This is a genomic window from Ruegeria sp. BB9 (genome assembly GCF_056539345.1).
On sequence record NZ_JBQFUU010000001.1, the window covers coordinates 1117008 to 1131541 of the forward strand.

The 14534-nt window shown below is 61.0% G+C and carries 14 protein-coding genes and 1 pseudogene; 9 read left to right on the plus strand and 6 right to left on the minus strand.

Annotated elements, in window-relative coordinates; translation table 11 throughout:
• Nucleotides 1-46 precede the first annotated feature (46 nt).
• Both ACR0FC_RS05635 and ACR0FC_RS05640 read right to left on the minus strand, forming a co-directional pair.
• Nucleotides 47-1276 carry a sigma-54-dependent transcriptional regulator gene (locus tag ACR0FC_RS05635; protein WP_170338830.1) on the minus strand — a complete coding sequence of 410 codons (1230 nt, stop codon included), beginning with the start codon at nucleotides 1274-1276 and terminating at the stop codon, nucleotides 47-49.
• A complete protein-coding gene (locus ACR0FC_RS05640; RefSeq protein ID WP_170338832.1) occupies nucleotides 1273-3006 on the minus strand; it encodes a sensor histidine kinase in 1734 nt (577 codons plus the stop codon). Before ACR0FC_RS05640 ends, ACR0FC_RS05635 begins: the two co-directional genes overlap by 4 nt.
• Before the next feature lie 47 nt (nucleotides 3007-3053).
• On the opposite strand from ACR0FC_RS05640, the gene ACR0FC_RS05645 reads away from it, so the two are divergent.
• Nucleotides 3054-4235 carry a cytochrome P450 gene (locus tag ACR0FC_RS05645; protein ID WP_170339461.1) on the plus strand — a complete coding sequence of 394 codons (1182 nt, stop codon included), beginning with the start codon at nucleotides 3054-3056 and terminating at the stop codon, nucleotides 4233-4235.
• Between the two features lie 7 nt (nucleotides 4236-4242).
• On the opposite strand, the gene ACR0FC_RS05650 is transcribed toward ACR0FC_RS05645, so the two are convergent.
• A complete protein-coding gene (locus ACR0FC_RS05650) occupies nucleotides 4243-4722 on the minus strand; it encodes an Lrp/AsnC family transcriptional regulator (RefSeq protein ID WP_093961931.1) in 480 nt (159 codons plus the stop codon).
• 174 nt (nucleotides 4723-4896) lie between these two features.
• Here ACR0FC_RS05650 and cobA point away from each other — a divergent pair.
• The 7 genes and pseudogenes from cobA to infC form a co-directional block, all read left to right on the plus strand.
• Nucleotides 4897-5643: pseudogene (gene cobA / locus ACR0FC_RS05655) on the plus strand (uroporphyrinogen-III C-methyltransferase); the annotation flags it as partial.
• Nucleotides 5643-5957 (plus strand): DUF2849 domain-containing protein, encoded by a 315-nt coding sequence (locus ACR0FC_RS05660; protein WP_093961929.1) that lies wholly within the window; start codon nucleotides 5643-5645, stop codon nucleotides 5955-5957. The pseudogene cobA and the gene ACR0FC_RS05660, both read left to right, overlap by 1 nt.
• 65 nt (nucleotides 5958-6022) lie before the next feature.
• Entirely contained in the window at nucleotides 6023-7687 is a 1665-nt protein-coding gene (locus tag ACR0FC_RS05665) for a nitrite/sulfite reductase (protein WP_170338836.1), read from the plus strand.
• Nucleotides 7677-8438, plus strand: coding sequence for a phosphoadenylyl-sulfate reductase (locus ACR0FC_RS05670; RefSeq protein WP_170338838.1), 762 nt, complete (start codon nucleotides 7677-7679; stop codon nucleotides 8436-8438). Before ACR0FC_RS05665 ends, ACR0FC_RS05670 begins: the two co-directional genes overlap by 11 nt.
• A complete protein-coding gene (locus ACR0FC_RS05675; RefSeq protein WP_170338840.1) occupies nucleotides 8435-8842 on the plus strand; it encodes a DUF934 domain-containing protein in 408 nt (135 codons plus the stop codon). The genes ACR0FC_RS05670 and ACR0FC_RS05675 overlap by 4 nt, the downstream gene beginning before the upstream one ends.
• An 88-nt stretch (nucleotides 8843-8930) precedes the next feature.
• Nucleotides 8931-9764, plus strand: a complete 834-nt coding sequence (locus tag ACR0FC_RS05680) for a ferredoxin--NADP reductase (RefSeq protein WP_170338842.1) — start codon at nucleotides 8931-8933, stop codon at nucleotides 9762-9764.
• Nucleotides 9765-10008: 244 nt separating this feature from the next.
• Entirely contained in the window at nucleotides 10009-10470 is a 462-nt protein-coding gene (gene infC / locus ACR0FC_RS05685; RefSeq protein ID WP_254920153.1) for a translation initiation factor IF-3, read from the plus strand.
• Between the two features lie 79 nt (nucleotides 10471-10549).
• Here infC and ACR0FC_RS05690 read toward each other — a convergent pair whose 3' ends face one another.
• Complete coding sequence (locus ACR0FC_RS05690; protein WP_170338844.1) at nucleotides 10550-11866, minus strand: aspartate aminotransferase family protein; 1317 nt, start codon at nucleotides 11864-11866, stop codon at nucleotides 10550-10552.
• A gap of 1 nt (nucleotide 11867) precedes the next feature.
• Nucleotides 11868-12629 (minus strand): beta-keto acid cleavage family enzyme, encoded by a 762-nt coding sequence (locus ACR0FC_RS05695; protein WP_170338846.1) that lies wholly within the window; start codon nucleotides 12627-12629, stop codon nucleotides 11868-11870.
• 88 nt (nucleotides 12630-12717) lie between these two features.
• On the opposite strand from ACR0FC_RS05695, the gene ACR0FC_RS05700 reads away from it, so the two are divergent.
• Entirely contained in the window at nucleotides 12718-13620 is a 903-nt protein-coding gene (locus ACR0FC_RS05700) for a MurR/RpiR family transcriptional regulator (protein WP_170338848.1), read from the plus strand.
• A 44-nt stretch (nucleotides 13621-13664) separates the two neighbouring features.
• Here ACR0FC_RS05700 and ACR0FC_RS05705 read toward each other — a convergent pair whose 3' ends face one another.
• A complete protein-coding gene (locus ACR0FC_RS05705; protein WP_170338850.1) occupies nucleotides 13665-14456 on the minus strand; it encodes an FAD binding domain-containing protein in 792 nt (263 codons plus the stop codon).
• Between the last annotated feature and the right edge of the window lie 78 nt (nucleotides 14457-14534).

The following is a 14534-nucleotide window of genomic DNA, read 5'->3' on the forward strand; positions in this document are numbered from 1 at the left end:
GCGAAAAACCGCACATACATCGAATCATCGGGCGAATCGTTCCGCGTCAGCGCCGATAGTCTTCAGGGCGTATGCCGTAGCGGGCCAATTTGTCGTAGAACGTCTTACGCGGCAGTTTCAGGGACTTGGCCGCATCCGACGCCCTTCCGTTGTGACGACCCAAGGCCGCAATCAGCAACGAGCGCTCAACGCGCGCCATCTGTTCGTTCAGCCCAAGATCGGCCGCGGCGGCAACATCCTCGGGCATCCCCAGAACAAAACGCATCGCAGCTGACATCAGTGAACGCGCGTTGCCGGGCCAGTCCCGTGCCATCAATGACGCCAAGTGTTCGGACGAGACATCAGGTACCGCGATCCCGGCCTGCTCGGCCGCCTGGGCGACGTAGTGGCGAAAGATCACCGGGATGTCCTCGGGGCGTTCGGCCAAAGACGGTACGCGCACCCGCATCACGTCCAACCGATAGAACAAATCTGCGTTGAACCGACCCTCGGCCGCCATCTCGGCCAGATCCGCGGTTGTTCCGGCGATGATGCGGACCCCGGGCCCGTTTTCGATCATCTCCAGGGCCGCATATTGCGTCGCCTCGGGCATGGCCGAGACTTCATCCAGAAACAACGATCCGGCTGCCGCATCCTTGCATATCGCCTGCAGGGCATCCGCTCCCAGACCTGACGCCGGGCGCTTGACGAACGGCCCCTGCGCGCGGGGTGACATCAAATGGATGACTTCGGCGACTTTCGAAATGCCGCTGCCGGGTGGTCCGGTTACCAGAACTTCGGCCTGAGTTGGGGCAACGCTGCGCACCCTGTTTCGCAATGCATCAGCCTGCGGTGATAAACCGAACAACAAGCGGGCCGCAGGATCACCCTTCTCCAGTTCGCGCTTGGCTGCCCGGTGGTCCAATACCTGACTGCGCGCAGCAAATGCGCGGCTCAGAACCGCAAGCAGATCGGCGGCAGCGCAGGGCTTCTCAAGAAAGTCGAACGCGCCCTGCCCCATGGCCTGCACCGCCATCGGTATGTCGCCCTCGCCGGTCAGCAGAACGACCGGCAACTCCGAGTCGACCTCGCGGGCATAGGACAGAAGATGAAACCCATCCCGTCCCGGCATCCGAATATCCGAGACAATCACACCTGGGAAATCGTCCCGGATATGGTCTTTGGCAGCCACAAACGATCCAGCGGGAATTACGGAATAGTCCGCAAGCTCCAGAGTCTGGGCCAGTGCCTCACGCACGGCAGCGTCATCATCGACCAATAGAACCGTTCGGATCATGCCGCGGCTTCCTTTTCAAAAGGTTCCAACTCGACGGTGAATTCTGCTCCGTCGGGCATGTTCGCGCCGCGTATCTCTCCTCCGAAACTCTGGACCAGACCGTATGAGATCGAAAGGCCAAGGCCCATTCCCTCGGATGAGCCAACGGTTTTGGTCGTGTAGAACGGCTCAAAAACGCGATCGGGATCCTGAATGCCCGGGCCGGTATCGCGCACCGCGACCATCAACCGCTCGCCACGGGTCAGCGTGATCGTCAGGCTTCGGGTTTCGCGGCCGGTCATCGCGTCGGCGGCATTGGTAATCAGATTGACGAAGACCTGCACCAGCCGCACCTCTCCGCCCCAGGCAAAGACAGGTGCATTGGGCGGTTGCCAGATCAACTTGACCCCGTCCGAGCGCAACCGGCCGTCGGTCAGTTCGACGGCGGTGTTGAGCACCTGAACCAGATCGACCTTGCCCATAGGCTCGCTCTCATTGCGGGCAAAAGCTCGCAAGTTCTTGATAATGCGCGCCATACGGGCAGCCATGTCCGAGATTCGCCCCAGGTTTTCGCGGGCCTTTTCGGGCTTGCCCTGCAACAGAAAGGCCGTGCCGTTGTCGGCGTATTGCCGGATGGCCATCAGCGGCTGATTCAATTCGTGACTGATGCCCGCCGACATTTTCCCCAGCGCGCTCAGCTTGCCCGCCTGTACCAGATCGTCCTGCGCGCGTTTCAACGCCGCTTCGGCCTCTTGCCGCTCGGCCACCTCGCGGCGCAGCGCCACGTTTGCGGCCGTCAAAGCGCGGGTCCGCTGTGCCACCCGGCTCTCCAGCACCGCATTGGCTTCGGCCAGCGTACGCCGCCGTTCGGTCGCCAGAAACAGCAACGCGCCAAAGGCAAGGCAGATCGCTGCGACCGCGGCGGCCTGCAATCCGGCCAGACGTCGTGCCGGCGTCACATCCATCAAGACTTCGCCGGTCATTCCGATCACCGGCAGATCGCGGGTCAAGTGCAGGGCGCGATCCGGCAAGTACGGGCTCCAGCCGATCGACCATAGTTCGTGCGGGCCCATGCGTGTAGACGAAAACGCGCCCGGCTTGCCATCAGCCGGCTGCAAGCCGATCTGCCCCGGCGGACGTTGCCAAAACAGCAGTTCGGACCGGTTGGAAATGAAGACCGAGCCAGAACGATCCACAAAAAACACCGCCTCGGTACTGCCGCGCCACGTGCTTTCAACGTCTTCGACATCCGCGATGACCATCAGGGCTCCGGTTACCTGACCATCTTCGGAAAACGCAGGCGCCGCATAGGAATAGATCCGGTTTCCAGTGTCGCGCAAAACCCCGTGCGAGCTGCCAAGAGCGCCGTGTAGCGCGCGTTGAAACGCGGGCTGGTCGGCCATGTTGCCATTCACCACGTCCCGCGCAGCGGCCAGAACGCGCCCGGTCTTGTCCGCATAAAGAACATCCACAGCCGAGGTCTTGTCCGCGACCTCCAGCAGAAGCGCCTGCGCCGCCCGTCGCCGGTCGCTGGTGTCCAACGCCCGCAGCGTCGGGTGCTCGGCCATCAGCACCGCAAGTTCCTGATAGACCTGCAACTGAGTGCTCAGACGATCCGACGCCAACTCCAGATCGGCCTCGGCTTTCTCGCTAAGCTGAGAGAGCGCCTGCCGGTACCCATAAGACCAGACGGCCGCCGACAACAGCGCGACCGCGAACAGGAAACCAATCGTGACCCAAACTCTTTGCATGAAACAGGGTCTTGCATTCACAGCGCCGCATGGCAAGTCTGCGCCGCATGAAGACCGTGCACCAATCTCCGACCGAGCCCGAATTTGTTCAAAACACCTACCCTTTCTACCGGGCAGCGCGCGATCACGGTGACTTGGTGTACTGGCAGGACTACGACATGCCCGCGGCGATGTCTCACGCGGCGGTCCAGACCCTCTTGCGCGATCGGCGTTTCGGACGTGAAGTACCGCCAGAGATGGCCACAAAAGGCCCCGATCACCTTGCGCCGTGGCTGACGGTCGAAGCGCATTCGCTACTCGAAGCCGAACCTCCGCGCCATACCCGCCTTCGCGCTCTGGTTCTGCGCGCCTTTACCTCGCGGGCTATCGGAGCGCTCGCACCGGACATCGAAAGGCTGTGTCACAACCTGATCGACGCGTTCCCCGATGCTCCATTCGACATTCTGGATGCCTATTGCACGCAGGTTCCTGTGATCACGATCTGCCGGTTGCTGGGTGTACCCGAAAGCATGGCACCGCAGTTGTTGCAGTGGTCCCACGCCATGGTCGCCATGTATCAGGCCAGTCGTACCCGCGAGACCGAAGATCAGGCAGCACAGGCCGCCGCCGAGTTCTCGGCATTTCTGAACGACTACGTCTCTCACCGCCGATCCGAACCGAAAGATGATCTGATCACCCGTTTGATCACGGCAGAGGAAGACGGCGAGAAACTGTCACGCGACGAGTTGATCGCTACCTGCATCCTATTGTTGAACGCCGGCCATGAGGCAACCGTTCATTCGCTGGGCAACGGCGTCAAAACACTTTTGGAGTCCGGAACCACCCCTGATGCCCTGAGCCCGGACACAATCGACATGACGGTCGAGGAGATCCTGCGCTTCGACCCGCCGCTACATATGTTCACGCGCTATGCCTATGAGGACGTCGAGGTTTTTGGCAATCAGTTTGCCCGCGGCGATCAGGTGGCGTTGATGCTTGGGGCCGCCAACCGTGACCCGGACGTCTGGACCGACCCGGACAACTTTGACCCCACCCGCAGCATTCAGGCCAACACGAGCTTTGGCGGTGGTTTGCATTTCTGCGTCGGCGCCCCGCTGGCCCGGCTGGAAATGCGGATCGCTCTGCCGGTTCTTTTTGACCGTTGTCCGGGTCTGCGACTGGCCGAATCCCCGGAATATGCCAACACGTACCACTTCCACGGGCTGACACGACTAATGGTCCAAACCTGAGCGCCGATCAGGTGTCTGCCAAGGCATTCAGGGGCAGCATGGTGGTCGACTTGATTTCTTCCATCGACAACAGCGCGGTGACGTTGTGCACGCGCACCTCCGAGATCAGCGCCTGGTAAAAAGCATCGTAGGCCCGTGCGTTCCTGACCCGAACTTTCAGAATGTAGTCGATGTCGCCAGCCAGGCGGTGCGCCTCTTGAACTTCGGGACGATCACGCAGGGCCTGCAGGAACTTGCGTTGCCAGTCCGCCTCATGCTCGGAGGTTCGTATCAGAACAAAGAACGTCGCCTCGAAACCCAGCGCCTCTGCGTCCAGCAGAACGGTCTGTTGACCGATGATTCCGGCCCCCTTCATCTTGCGGATCCGATTCCAAACGGGTGTCTTTGAACTGCCCACTTTGGCCGCGATTTCGTCCAGCGATTGACTGGCGTCTCGCTGCAGCTCGGCCAGAATTTTCCGATCCGTGTCGTCTATTCGAACCGACATTCCAATTTTCCTTCCGAATGAAAACCCATGTTCCGCCTGCCGCGCATTTCAGAACGCCTGTCCTTATTTGATCGGCAATATGGCATCTGGGCGGGAATATTTCCTATATTGAGGGCCAAGTCAAACAACAGCCAGGGCTACCCAATGAAGGCCACGCAGACAAAAGGACAAACGGGACAGGTCGACTTCGTCGGCGCAGGACCCGGTGATCCTGAATTGCTGACTCTCAAGGCCCTGTCCGCATTCCAGCGGGCCGAGGTTGTTTTGCATGATCGCCTGATCAGCCCAGAGGTTTTGCAATTGGCCGGCCAGAACGCCCGGCTGGTCGACGTGGGCAAGGCCGGCTTTGGTCCGTCCTGGAAGCAGGATGACATCAACGCATTGCTGGTTGACTACGCGCTCAAAGGACAACGGGTCGTTCGCCTCAAATCCGGTGACGCGACCCTCTTCGGCCGGCTGGACGAAGAGATTGATGCACTGGACGCCGCAGGTATCCCGTGGACGATCGTTCCCGGCATTACGGCTGCTTCGGCGGCGGTGGCCGGAATTGGCCAAAGCCTGACCCGACGCGGCCGAAACTCCTCGGTCCGGTTTTTGACCGGGCACGACATGGAGGGCTTTGCCGATCACGACTGGGCTGCGCTGGCACGTCCGGGGTCGGTTGTAGCCATCTATATGGGCAAGAAATCCGCCCGATTCATTCAAGGACGCCTGATCATGCACGGCGCCGATCGCGCCACGCCGGTCACGTTGGTCGAAAATGCCTCGCGACCTGATCAGCGCGTTGTCGCCACGACGCTGGATCAACTGCCTGCAGACCTCGCCGCTGCCGGCCTCGACGGTCCTGCACTCACATTCTATGGCCTGGCCCCGCGCGACGCGGCCAAAGCCGTCACCGAATTCAACAAGGAGCTTGCCTGATGGCCCGCGCTTTCACCCCCAAAGTCGTTACCGCAAATGACCTGCTGGAAGGCGACGTGATCTATCTGACCGCCGATGACCGTTGGTCGCGCGATCTGCGCGAGGCCGAACTGATCACCGACGAAGCGCACGCTCAGCTGCGTCTTCTGGATGCACAGAAGCAAGTCGACAAGATCGTAGGTGCCTATCTCGCCGATGTCGTTGCAGGCGAAAACGGTCCTGAACCCACCCATTTTCGGGAAGACTTCCGCCGGACTGGTCCGTCCAACTATGCCCACGGCAAACAGGAATCTTCCCCGCAGCCCCGGGTCTGACCTCAGGCCCCTCTCTCCCCGTAAAAAGGCCCCGGATCCGGGGCTGCAACAAAGGACAGCCAAAGATGTATCGCTACTCCGAGTTTGACAAAGCATTCCTGGCCGAGCGCAACGCCCAGTTCCGCGCCCAGGTCGAACGCCGCATCGACGGCTCGCTGACCGAGGACGAGTTCAAGCCCCTGCGCCTGATGAACGGCCTGTATCTGCAATTGCACGCCTACATGCTGCGGGTGGCCATCCCCTATGGCACGCTCAACAGCGCCCAGATGCGCCAACTGGCCCTGCTGGCCGAGAAGTGGGACAAGGGCTACGGCCACTTCACCACGCGCCAGAACATCCAGTACAACTGGCCGAAACTGCGCGACGTGCCTGACATGCTGGACGCGCTGGCCGAGGTCGGCCTGCATGCGATCCAGACCAGCGGCAACACCATCCGCAACGTGACCGCCGACCATTTCGCCGGTGCCGCCGCGGATGAGGTCGCCGATCCGCGCCCCTATGCCGAACTGCTGCGTCAGTGGTCCACCGACCATCCGGAATTTCAGTTCATGCCGCGCAAGTTCAAGATCGCGATCACCGGGTCCGAGCATGACCGCGCGGTGATCAAGGCCCATGACATCGGCCTGCAACTGGTCGAGCGCGACGGCTTTCTGGGCGCCCGCGTTCTGGTCGGCGGCGGTCTGGGCCGCACGCCGATGATCGGCAAGGAGCTGTCTGATTTCGTCGCCTTTGACGACCTTCTGGCCTATCTGGAGGCCACCGTTTCGGTCTGGAACCAGATCGGCCGGCGGGACAACAAGTACAAGGCGCGCATCAAGATCACCGTGCATGAACACGGCATCGACGCGATCCGCGCCAAGGTCAACGAACGCTTCCTGCAGGTCCGCCCGCAGTTCAAGGGCGCCGACATGGCGCTGCTGGATCAGATCAAAGCGCATTTCGCCCCGCCCGCCTTCCGCGAAGGCTCGGTCGCGGCGTTCGAGAGCGCCTATTCGAACGACCCGGTGTTCCGCTCGTGGATCGACACCAACATCGCGCCGCACAAGCAGGCGGATCACGCGATCGTCACGATTTCGATCAAGAAACACGGCCAGACGCCGGGTGACGCAACCGCCGAGCAGATGCGCGTGATGGCCGATCTGGCCGAGCAATACGCCTATGACGAGCTGCGCATCAGCCACGAGCAGAACGTGATCCTGCCGCATGTCCACAAATCGGACCTGCCCGCGATCCACGCCAAGCTGAAAGAGCACGGTCTGGCCACCGCGAATATCGGCCTGATCAGCGACATCATCGCCTGCCCCGGCATGGACTATTGCGCGCTGGCAACGGCCCGCTCGATCCCAGTGGCGCAGCAGATCGCGACCCGGTTCGACGAGCTGAAGCTGGAGCACGACATCGGCCACCTGAAGATCAAGATCTCGGGCTGCATCAACGCCTGCGGGCATCATCACGTGGGTCACATCGGCATCCTGGGCTTGGATCGCGCGGGCGTCGAGAACTACCAGATCACGCTGGGCGGAGACGCCACCGAAACGGCTGCCATCGGCGACCGCACCGGTCCGGGCTTTGCCTATGACGAGATCGTGCCCGCGGTCGAACGTATCGTGGAAACCTATCTGGAACAGCGCACAAGCGCCGAGGAGACTTTTTTGGAAACCTACCGCCGTGTTGGAATGGCCCCGTTCAAGGCGGCCCTCTACCCCGAGGCGCGGGCCAATGCCGCTTGACCTGATCCAGACGGAACTGGGCCGGGAACGACGCGAACTGACCGAAAAGGTCGAGGCGCTGAACGCCCGGTTCCGCCACCACAGCGCACATGACGTCATGCATGGTGCGCTCGAGGAGGCGGGCAACCTGGCGCTGGTCTCCAGCTTCGGTGCCGAGTCGGTGGTGTTACTGCACATGGCTGCCGTGGTCGACAAGGCCACGCCGGTCCTGTTCATCGACACGATGATGCTGTTTACCGAAACGCTGGAATACCAGCATGAGGTCAGCGAGCGTCTGGGCCTGAGGAACGTCCAGATCATCCGCGCAGATGACGAGGATATTCAGCGCGAAGACCCCTATGGCGCGCTGCGGCTGCGTGACATGGACGCCTGCTGCAACCTGCGCAAGACCTTCCCCTTGCAGCGGGCCTTGGCGAGATATGAAGGCTGGATTACCGGACGCAAGCGGTTCCAATCCGGCACCCGCGCCACGCTCGAGTTCTTCGAGGTCGAGGACGGCACCGGCCGGATCAAGGTGAACCCTCTGGCGCATTGGGCGCCTCAGGACGTGCGCGCCTACATGGAAGAAAACCGCCTGCCCCGGCATCCGTTGGTGGCAAAGGGCTATCCCTCGATCGGCTGTGCGCCCTGCACCTCGCCGGTGAAGGATGGCGAAGATCCCCGCGCCGGACGCTGGCGCGATCAGAACAAGGAAGAATGCGGCATCCATTTCGTCGACGGCAAAATGGTACGCAGCGGAGAGAAAACATGAACGTGATCGTGAATGACGAGGGCTTTGCCCCTGATGACTGGACCGACGGCTTTGTCACCCTCGAGGATGCCGCAAACGATGTGATCGCACTGGACGTCACCTCGGATACGGACCCCGACGAATTGTTCGAGCGGCTTGGAAACACGCGCATGGTGCGCGTCGACTTTCCGTCCTTTGCCGATGGCCGAGGCTTTACCATTGCCCGCACGCTGCGCCTGAATGGCTATGAAGGCCGCCTGCGCGCGAAAGGACATGTGTTGGCCGACCAATACGCGATGGCCCGGCGCAGCGGCTTTGACGAAGTCGAGATTGACGCAGACCTTGCCGCCCGCCAGCCCGAGGACCAATGGCTGGCCCGCGCCAGCTGGCAGGACCACGATTATCAGGCCCGCCTGCGCGGCTGACGCAACGATCGGGGCAATCTGCCCCCTTTTCCTGACCTGGATCAAAGCTTAAACGGAGATGCCGGTTTACCAGACCGGTAGTGAAACGATGACAGAGATGAAGCCCGTGACCGAAGCCACCGCCGTGAAGGCCCCCGTCCTGCCGGACGCCCAGACCGTTCTGGAAGTGAAACACTGGACCGACCGCCTGTTTTCGTTCAAGGTCACGCGTCCGCAATCGCTGCGCTTCCGCTCGGGCGAATTCGTTATGATCGGCCTCTTGGGCGACAACGGGAAACCGTTGCTGCGCGCCTATTCGATCGCGTCGCCGTCGTGGGACGAGGAACTGGAATTCTATTCGATCAAGGTGCAAGACGGCCCGCTGACCTCGAAACTGCAGCATATCCAGCCCGGCGATCAGATCATTCTGCGGCCCAAACCTGTGGGTACGCTGGTGCATGATGCACTGCTGCCGGGCAAGCGCCTGTGGTTCTTTGCCACCGGAACCGGGTTTGCCCCGTTTGCTTCGCTGCTGCGCGAGCCGCAGACCTATGAGGACTACGATGAGGTCATCATCACCCACACCTGCCGCGAGGTGGCGGAACTGGAATATGGCCGCCAGCTGATCGAAAGCATCCGCAAGGACGAGTTGCTGGCCGAACTGATCGGCGAAGGTTTTGCCGACAAGATCCGCTATTACCCGACGACCACCCGCGAACAGAGCCCCAAGATGGGCCGGATCACCGACCTGCTGAAGGACGGAACTGTTTTCAAAGACCTGGGCATCGAAGGCGGCATCAAGCCCGAGACCGACCGCGCCATGGTCTGCGGCAGCCTGGCCTTCAACCACGACATCAAGGCCATTCTTGAAGAATTCGGCCTGCGCGAAGGCGCCAATTCCGACCCCAAGGAGTTCGTGATCGAAAAGGCCTTTGTCGGCTGAGATCGAACCCGGCCAGCGCTCCATGCGCCGGCCGCTGCCTTTCGCGCGGCGGGGGCAGAGATTTTCGCACCTGGCCCGCGTTATCCCGCTTGAAAGACGCAGGGTCTCAGTTTAAATTCCGGGCTCGAAATTCTGCAATTATCAAAGGAATGAACCCATAGCTCGCAGACCTCACAACGCGCCGCCGCAACGCGACACCGGCCCGCGCGTCAATGAAAAGATCCGTGCCCCCGAAATTCGCCTGATCGGCGCCGAAGGTGAGAATGTCGGGGTGGTTCATCCCGCCAAGGCCATGCAGATGGCGGCCGATGCCGGTCTTGATCTGGTCGAGATCTCGCCCAACGCGAATCCGCCGGTCTGCAAGATCATGGACTTTGGCAAGTTCAAGTACGAAACGCAGAAGCGCGAAGCCGAAGCCCGCAAGAAACAGAAGATCATCGAGGTGAAAGAGGTCAAGTTCCGGCCCAACACCGATACGCATGACTACGACGTCAAGATGCGGAACGTTTTCAAGTTTCTCGAGAATGGCGACAAGGTCAAAGTGACTCTGCGCTTCCGCGGTCGGGAAATGGCGCACCAGAACCTTGGACGTGAACTGCTTGAGCGCGTGGCGGAAGACATCAAGGAAATCGGCAAGATCGAAAACATGCCGAAGATGGAAGGCCGCCAGATGATCATGATGATCGGACCTCTTCCCCAGAAGTGACGGCACATGCATCCGAGTGACCAAAGCTCCCTCGTTCGAGGGAGCTTTTTTGTTTGTGGGTCACATTCAGAACGGCGTGTCAGATTGCTTTGGAAATCGCAACCGACAGCTTGTCCACCAGTTCGTGCAACTGCGGCTCTTCGATGATGAATGGCGGGGCCAGAAGCACATGGTCTCCTCTCCTGCCGTCGCGTGTTCCGGACATCGGATAGCAGATCAACCCCGCTTCGACGGCGGCTTTTTTGATCTTGGCCGCCACTCCCCGGGTCGGGTCAAACGGTTCGCGCGTATCTCTGTCAGCCACCAGTTCGATGCCTCGGAACAGGCCCCGACCACGGATGTCCCCGACATTGGGATGCTGGCCAAAGGCCGCTTCGAGTTTGGCTTGCAGTTTGTCACCCATGTTGCGGGCACGGGCCGGCAAATCGCGCGAGGTAAGCTCTGTCACCACGGCGAGAGCTGCAGCTGTGGCGACTGGGTGCCCGACATAGGTATGGCCGTGCTGAAAGAAACCCGAGCCATTTCGGATGGCGTCATAAATCCGATCCGTGCACAACGTGGCACCGATGGGTTGATATCCAGCCCCCAAGCCCTTGGCAATGCAAAGAATATCTGGCGCAACTCCATCGTGGTCGCAGGCAAACAGATGGCCGGTCCGGCCCATGCCGCACATGACCTCGTCGAGGATCAACAACACGCCGTATTGATCACAGATTTCGCGGATTCGCTTGTAATACCCCTCGACCGCGGGGACGGCGCCCAACGTGGCCCCGACCACCGGTTCCGCCATAAACGCCATCACGGTCTCGGGTCCCAGCCGCTTGATCTCCACCTCAAGCTCGTTCGCCACGCGTTGACCATAGTCATAGCTGCTCTCGCCTTCTGGTTTTTCGGCGTATTCGTAGCAGGGCGCGATATGGCTCATCTCGATCAGCATCGGTGCGAATTGAGCCCGTCGCCATGCATTTCCGCCCGCTGAAAGCGCGCCCAACGTATTGCCATGATAGCTCTGCCGCCGTGCGATAACCCGAGACCGCTCGGGCTGCCCGATTTCAAGGAAGTACTGGCGCGCCAGCTTGATCGCGGCCTCGGTCGCCTCGGACCCGCCGGACACGAAATAGACCCGGTCCAACGATCCGGGCGCGTGCTGGATCAGCAGATCTGCCAGGGCTTCGGCCGGTTCCGAGGTCATGAAACCAGTATGGGCAAAAGCGATCTTCCGGACCTGCTCCTGCACCGCGTGGATCACTGCCGGGTTTGAATGTCCCAGACACGACACAGCCGCATCCCCGCAGTCGAGATACCGTTTGCCCTGTGCGTCGATCAAATAGCACCCGTCACCGCCGACAGCGATCGGCAATTCCGCCTTGGTGTGGCGCGGAAAAACATGGCTCATGTCAGTGTCCTTTCAGCAAAGCGATCAACGCCGCGACCGAGGCCGCGTTGTCCGTCCATCGGGTTCCATCCGAGTTCGTCAGGCTGTTCTCAAAACCGACTCTGACATCGCCGCCACGAGCGGCGGCAGCCGCCAGACAGGCGTGTTCCAGACGCCCGAACGCACAAACCATCCAAGGCGTGCGAGCAGCGGGAAAGGCCTCCAGATCCGCCGGTTGGGATTCCTGCCCGGTGGTATAGCGTCCCAAGACCAGCAAGCGGTCTTCCTGCTCGCGCCGCACGATCCCTTCCGACTGCCATCGCTCCAGCAGATCCGCATCCGTCGAATCGTACAGGATATGCTGCACTCGAGTTCCCTGTTCCGCGCACAGCCCATAAACCCGCGGGGCCAGATCGGGCGCGCGCGCAATTTCTCGAACCGAGATCGAGGCCCATTTCGGGGCCACCTGCTGCAGGCACTCCAACTGCGCAGAAACGTCGTAGATACCGGCGGCCTCGGTCGTGATCTGAACATCCATCGTTGGCACGGTTCGGGCAAGCTCGGCCATAGCCTCCCGATAGCGCCCTGCATCCAGAGAATGCGCGCCCTGCCCATCCCTGACATGCAGGTGCAACCCGTTTGCCCCGGCCGCGTGGCAGGCAATGGCCGTCTCCACAATCTCACCGGTCGAAACCGGCAAGGCGGGGTGATCCGCATGACCGCGCCGCGCACCGTTCGGTGCGACCAAAACATACGGAAGCGACGAAGCCTGTGTGTCAGACATTGAATCATCCTATCGGTTTCTTGCGTGCTTAGCTCGTGTGAGGATGTTTTTCTCTTGTAATAATCATAACATTTGTTTTTCTCCCATCATGACACCCTCAACTCACCACCTGATGGATCGGCTGCGCCGAGAGATCGACCATTTGCCGGCCCAATTGCAGGCCGCAACAAAATACATCATCGACCATCCGGGCGATTTCGGAATCGACTCCATCCGCGTGTCTGCCGAAAAGATCGGCGTCAGCACAAACGTGATCGTTCGTCTGGCACAGCATCTTGGTTTTGATGGCTTCGAAGCCTTTCGCCGCCCTTTCCGCAGGGATCTTGTGACAGACAGCGAAGACCGCCTCAGCCGGGATTGGCTGACCCAGTTGAATGCCGGCGATGCCTTTGCGTCGGCACAGGCCAGCTATGCCCGCAACGAAATGAACGTGGTGTCACGTTCGTTGCGCCAGCTGGATCCGGGCAAGGTCAGATCCGCAGTCACCCTGATGTCCGATGCTTCCCAGTGCTTGGTCACCGCAACCCGCGCAAGCTATGCCTTGGCCTATTACTTCCACTACGCCGGACGTATGGCCCACCCGGGGATGCAGTTGATCCCCAGGCATATGGGCTCGGCCATCGACGACCTTCTGAACGCCAGCGAAACCGACTGCCTGTTCGCGATCACCGTTCATCCCTATTCGGCCGACACGATACGTGCCATCCGGTTTGCCAGGGAAAAGGGTATGCGCGTTATACTGCTGGCTGACAGCGATGTCATTGCTCCGGGGGTCGAGGCGGACGTGACGCTGACCGTCAGCACCCGATCACAGCATCAGTTCTCCAGCTTCTCCGGAGCGATGGCCGTTCTCGAGGTTCTTCTAAGCCACCTTTTCGCAGTCAAGGGCGACGCGGCTTATCACCGGGTTCAGGACTATCAGAAAGCGCGCGAGGATGCCGGAGCCTACTGGCAGCCCAAAGGGCTTCCGCGTGTCGCGAAAAAGAAATAGGCCCCGGAACACGTCCGGGGCCCAAAGCAGTCACCGCGACCGCGTCACATGCAGGCCTGAACCGCCCGCCGGGTCATGACACCCACCAAGTGTGCGCGGTAGTCTTTGCTGCCGTGCAAATCTCCGATCATGTTCATCGGGTTGACCCGAAGATCCATTAGGGCGTCGGGCCGGAATTCCTTGCTCAGCGCCTGCTCGGCTTCGCTCCAACGGAACACGCCGTCTTCGCTGGCTCCGGTCACGGCAACGCGCACCCCGTCCGCGAAGCGGGCAAGGAAAACACCCACCAGCGCAAAGCGCGAGGCAGGCTGCAGAAACTTCTGGTAACTCGCTGCCTGCGGTACCGGGAACCGGACCGTCGTGATCAGCTCGCCCTCGTCCAGCGCTGTCGTGAACATGCCCTGAAAGAAGTCATCCGCGGCGATTTCGCGCGCATTCGTACGAATGGTCGCGCCTGACCCCAATGCAGCTGCGGGGTAGCAGGCCGCCGGATCGTTGTTGGCCAGTGACCCGCCTATCGTGCCTCTGTTGCGAACGGCAGGATCACCGATATGCCCCGCCAGATCAGCCAGCGCGGGATACTTGCCCGCAACTTCTGCTGCTACCGTGGCATGCGTGGTCGCCGCTCCAATCGAAATCGACCCATCATCTTCGATGCAGACGCCCTTCAACTCGGGAATGGCACCCAGGCTCACCAGCGTCGCGGGTGAGGCCAGTCTTTGCTTCATCGTCGGGATCAGGGTCTGACCGCCCCCCAACGCCTGTGCATCCTCTCCCGCCAACGCGGCAACCGCATCAGCAATGGTCGAGGGGTTCTTGAACTCGAAATTGTACATTTCGCTTTTCCTTTCCGAAAGGCGCGGAACCGCCCTTCATCTGGCATTTGATTGACCAGGGAGCGCGAGGGGCTGACC

Excerpts from the sequence above, each read along its gene's own strand:
- ACR0FC_RS05690 (WP_170338844.1), bottom strand. The coding sequence starts at position 11,866 with ATGAGCCATGTTTTTCCGCGCCACACCAAGGCGGAATTGCCGATCGCT.
- ACR0FC_RS05705 (WP_170338850.1), bottom strand. The coding sequence starts at position 14,456 with ATGTACAATTTCGAGTTCAAGAACCCCTCGACCATTGCTGATGCGGTT.
- ACR0FC_RS05670 (WP_170338838.1), top strand. The coding sequence starts at position 7,677 with ATGCCGCTTGACCTGATCCAGACGGAACTGGGCCGGGAACGACGCGAA.
- ACR0FC_RS05635 (WP_170338830.1), bottom strand. The coding sequence starts at position 1,276 with ATGATCCGAACGGTTCTATTGGTCGATGATGACGCTGCCGTGCGTGAG.
- ACR0FC_RS05680 (WP_170338842.1), top strand. The coding sequence starts at position 8,931 with ATGACAGAGATGAAGCCCGTGACCGAAGCCACCGCCGTGAAGGCCCCC.
- ACR0FC_RS05700 (WP_170338848.1), top strand. The coding sequence starts at position 12,718 with ATGACACCCTCAACTCACCACCTGATGGATCGGCTGCGCCGAGAGATC.
- ACR0FC_RS05645 (WP_170339461.1), top strand. The coding sequence starts at position 3,054 with ATGAAGACCGTGCACCAATCTCCGACCGAGCCCGAATTTGTTCAAAAC.
- ACR0FC_RS05640 (WP_170338832.1), bottom strand. The coding sequence starts at position 3,006 with ATGCAAAGAGTTTGGGTCACGATTGGTTTCCTGTTCGCGGTCGCGCTG.
- ACR0FC_RS05665 (WP_170338836.1), top strand. The coding sequence starts at position 6,023 with ATGTATCGCTACTCCGAGTTTGACAAAGCATTCCTGGCCGAGCGCAAC.
- ACR0FC_RS05660 (WP_093961929.1), top strand. The coding sequence starts at position 5,643 with ATGGCCCGCGCTTTCACCCCCAAAGTCGTTACCGCAAATGACCTGCTG.
- ACR0FC_RS05695 (WP_170338846.1), bottom strand. The coding sequence starts at position 12,629 with ATGTCTGACACACAGGCTTCGTCGCTTCCGTATGTTTTGGTCGCACCG.
- ACR0FC_RS05675 (WP_170338840.1), top strand. The coding sequence starts at position 8,435 with ATGAACGTGATCGTGAATGACGAGGGCTTTGCCCCTGATGACTGGACC.
- ACR0FC_RS05650 (WP_093961931.1), bottom strand. The coding sequence starts at position 4,722 with ATGTCGGTTCGAATAGACGACACGGATCGGAAAATTCTGGCCGAGCTG.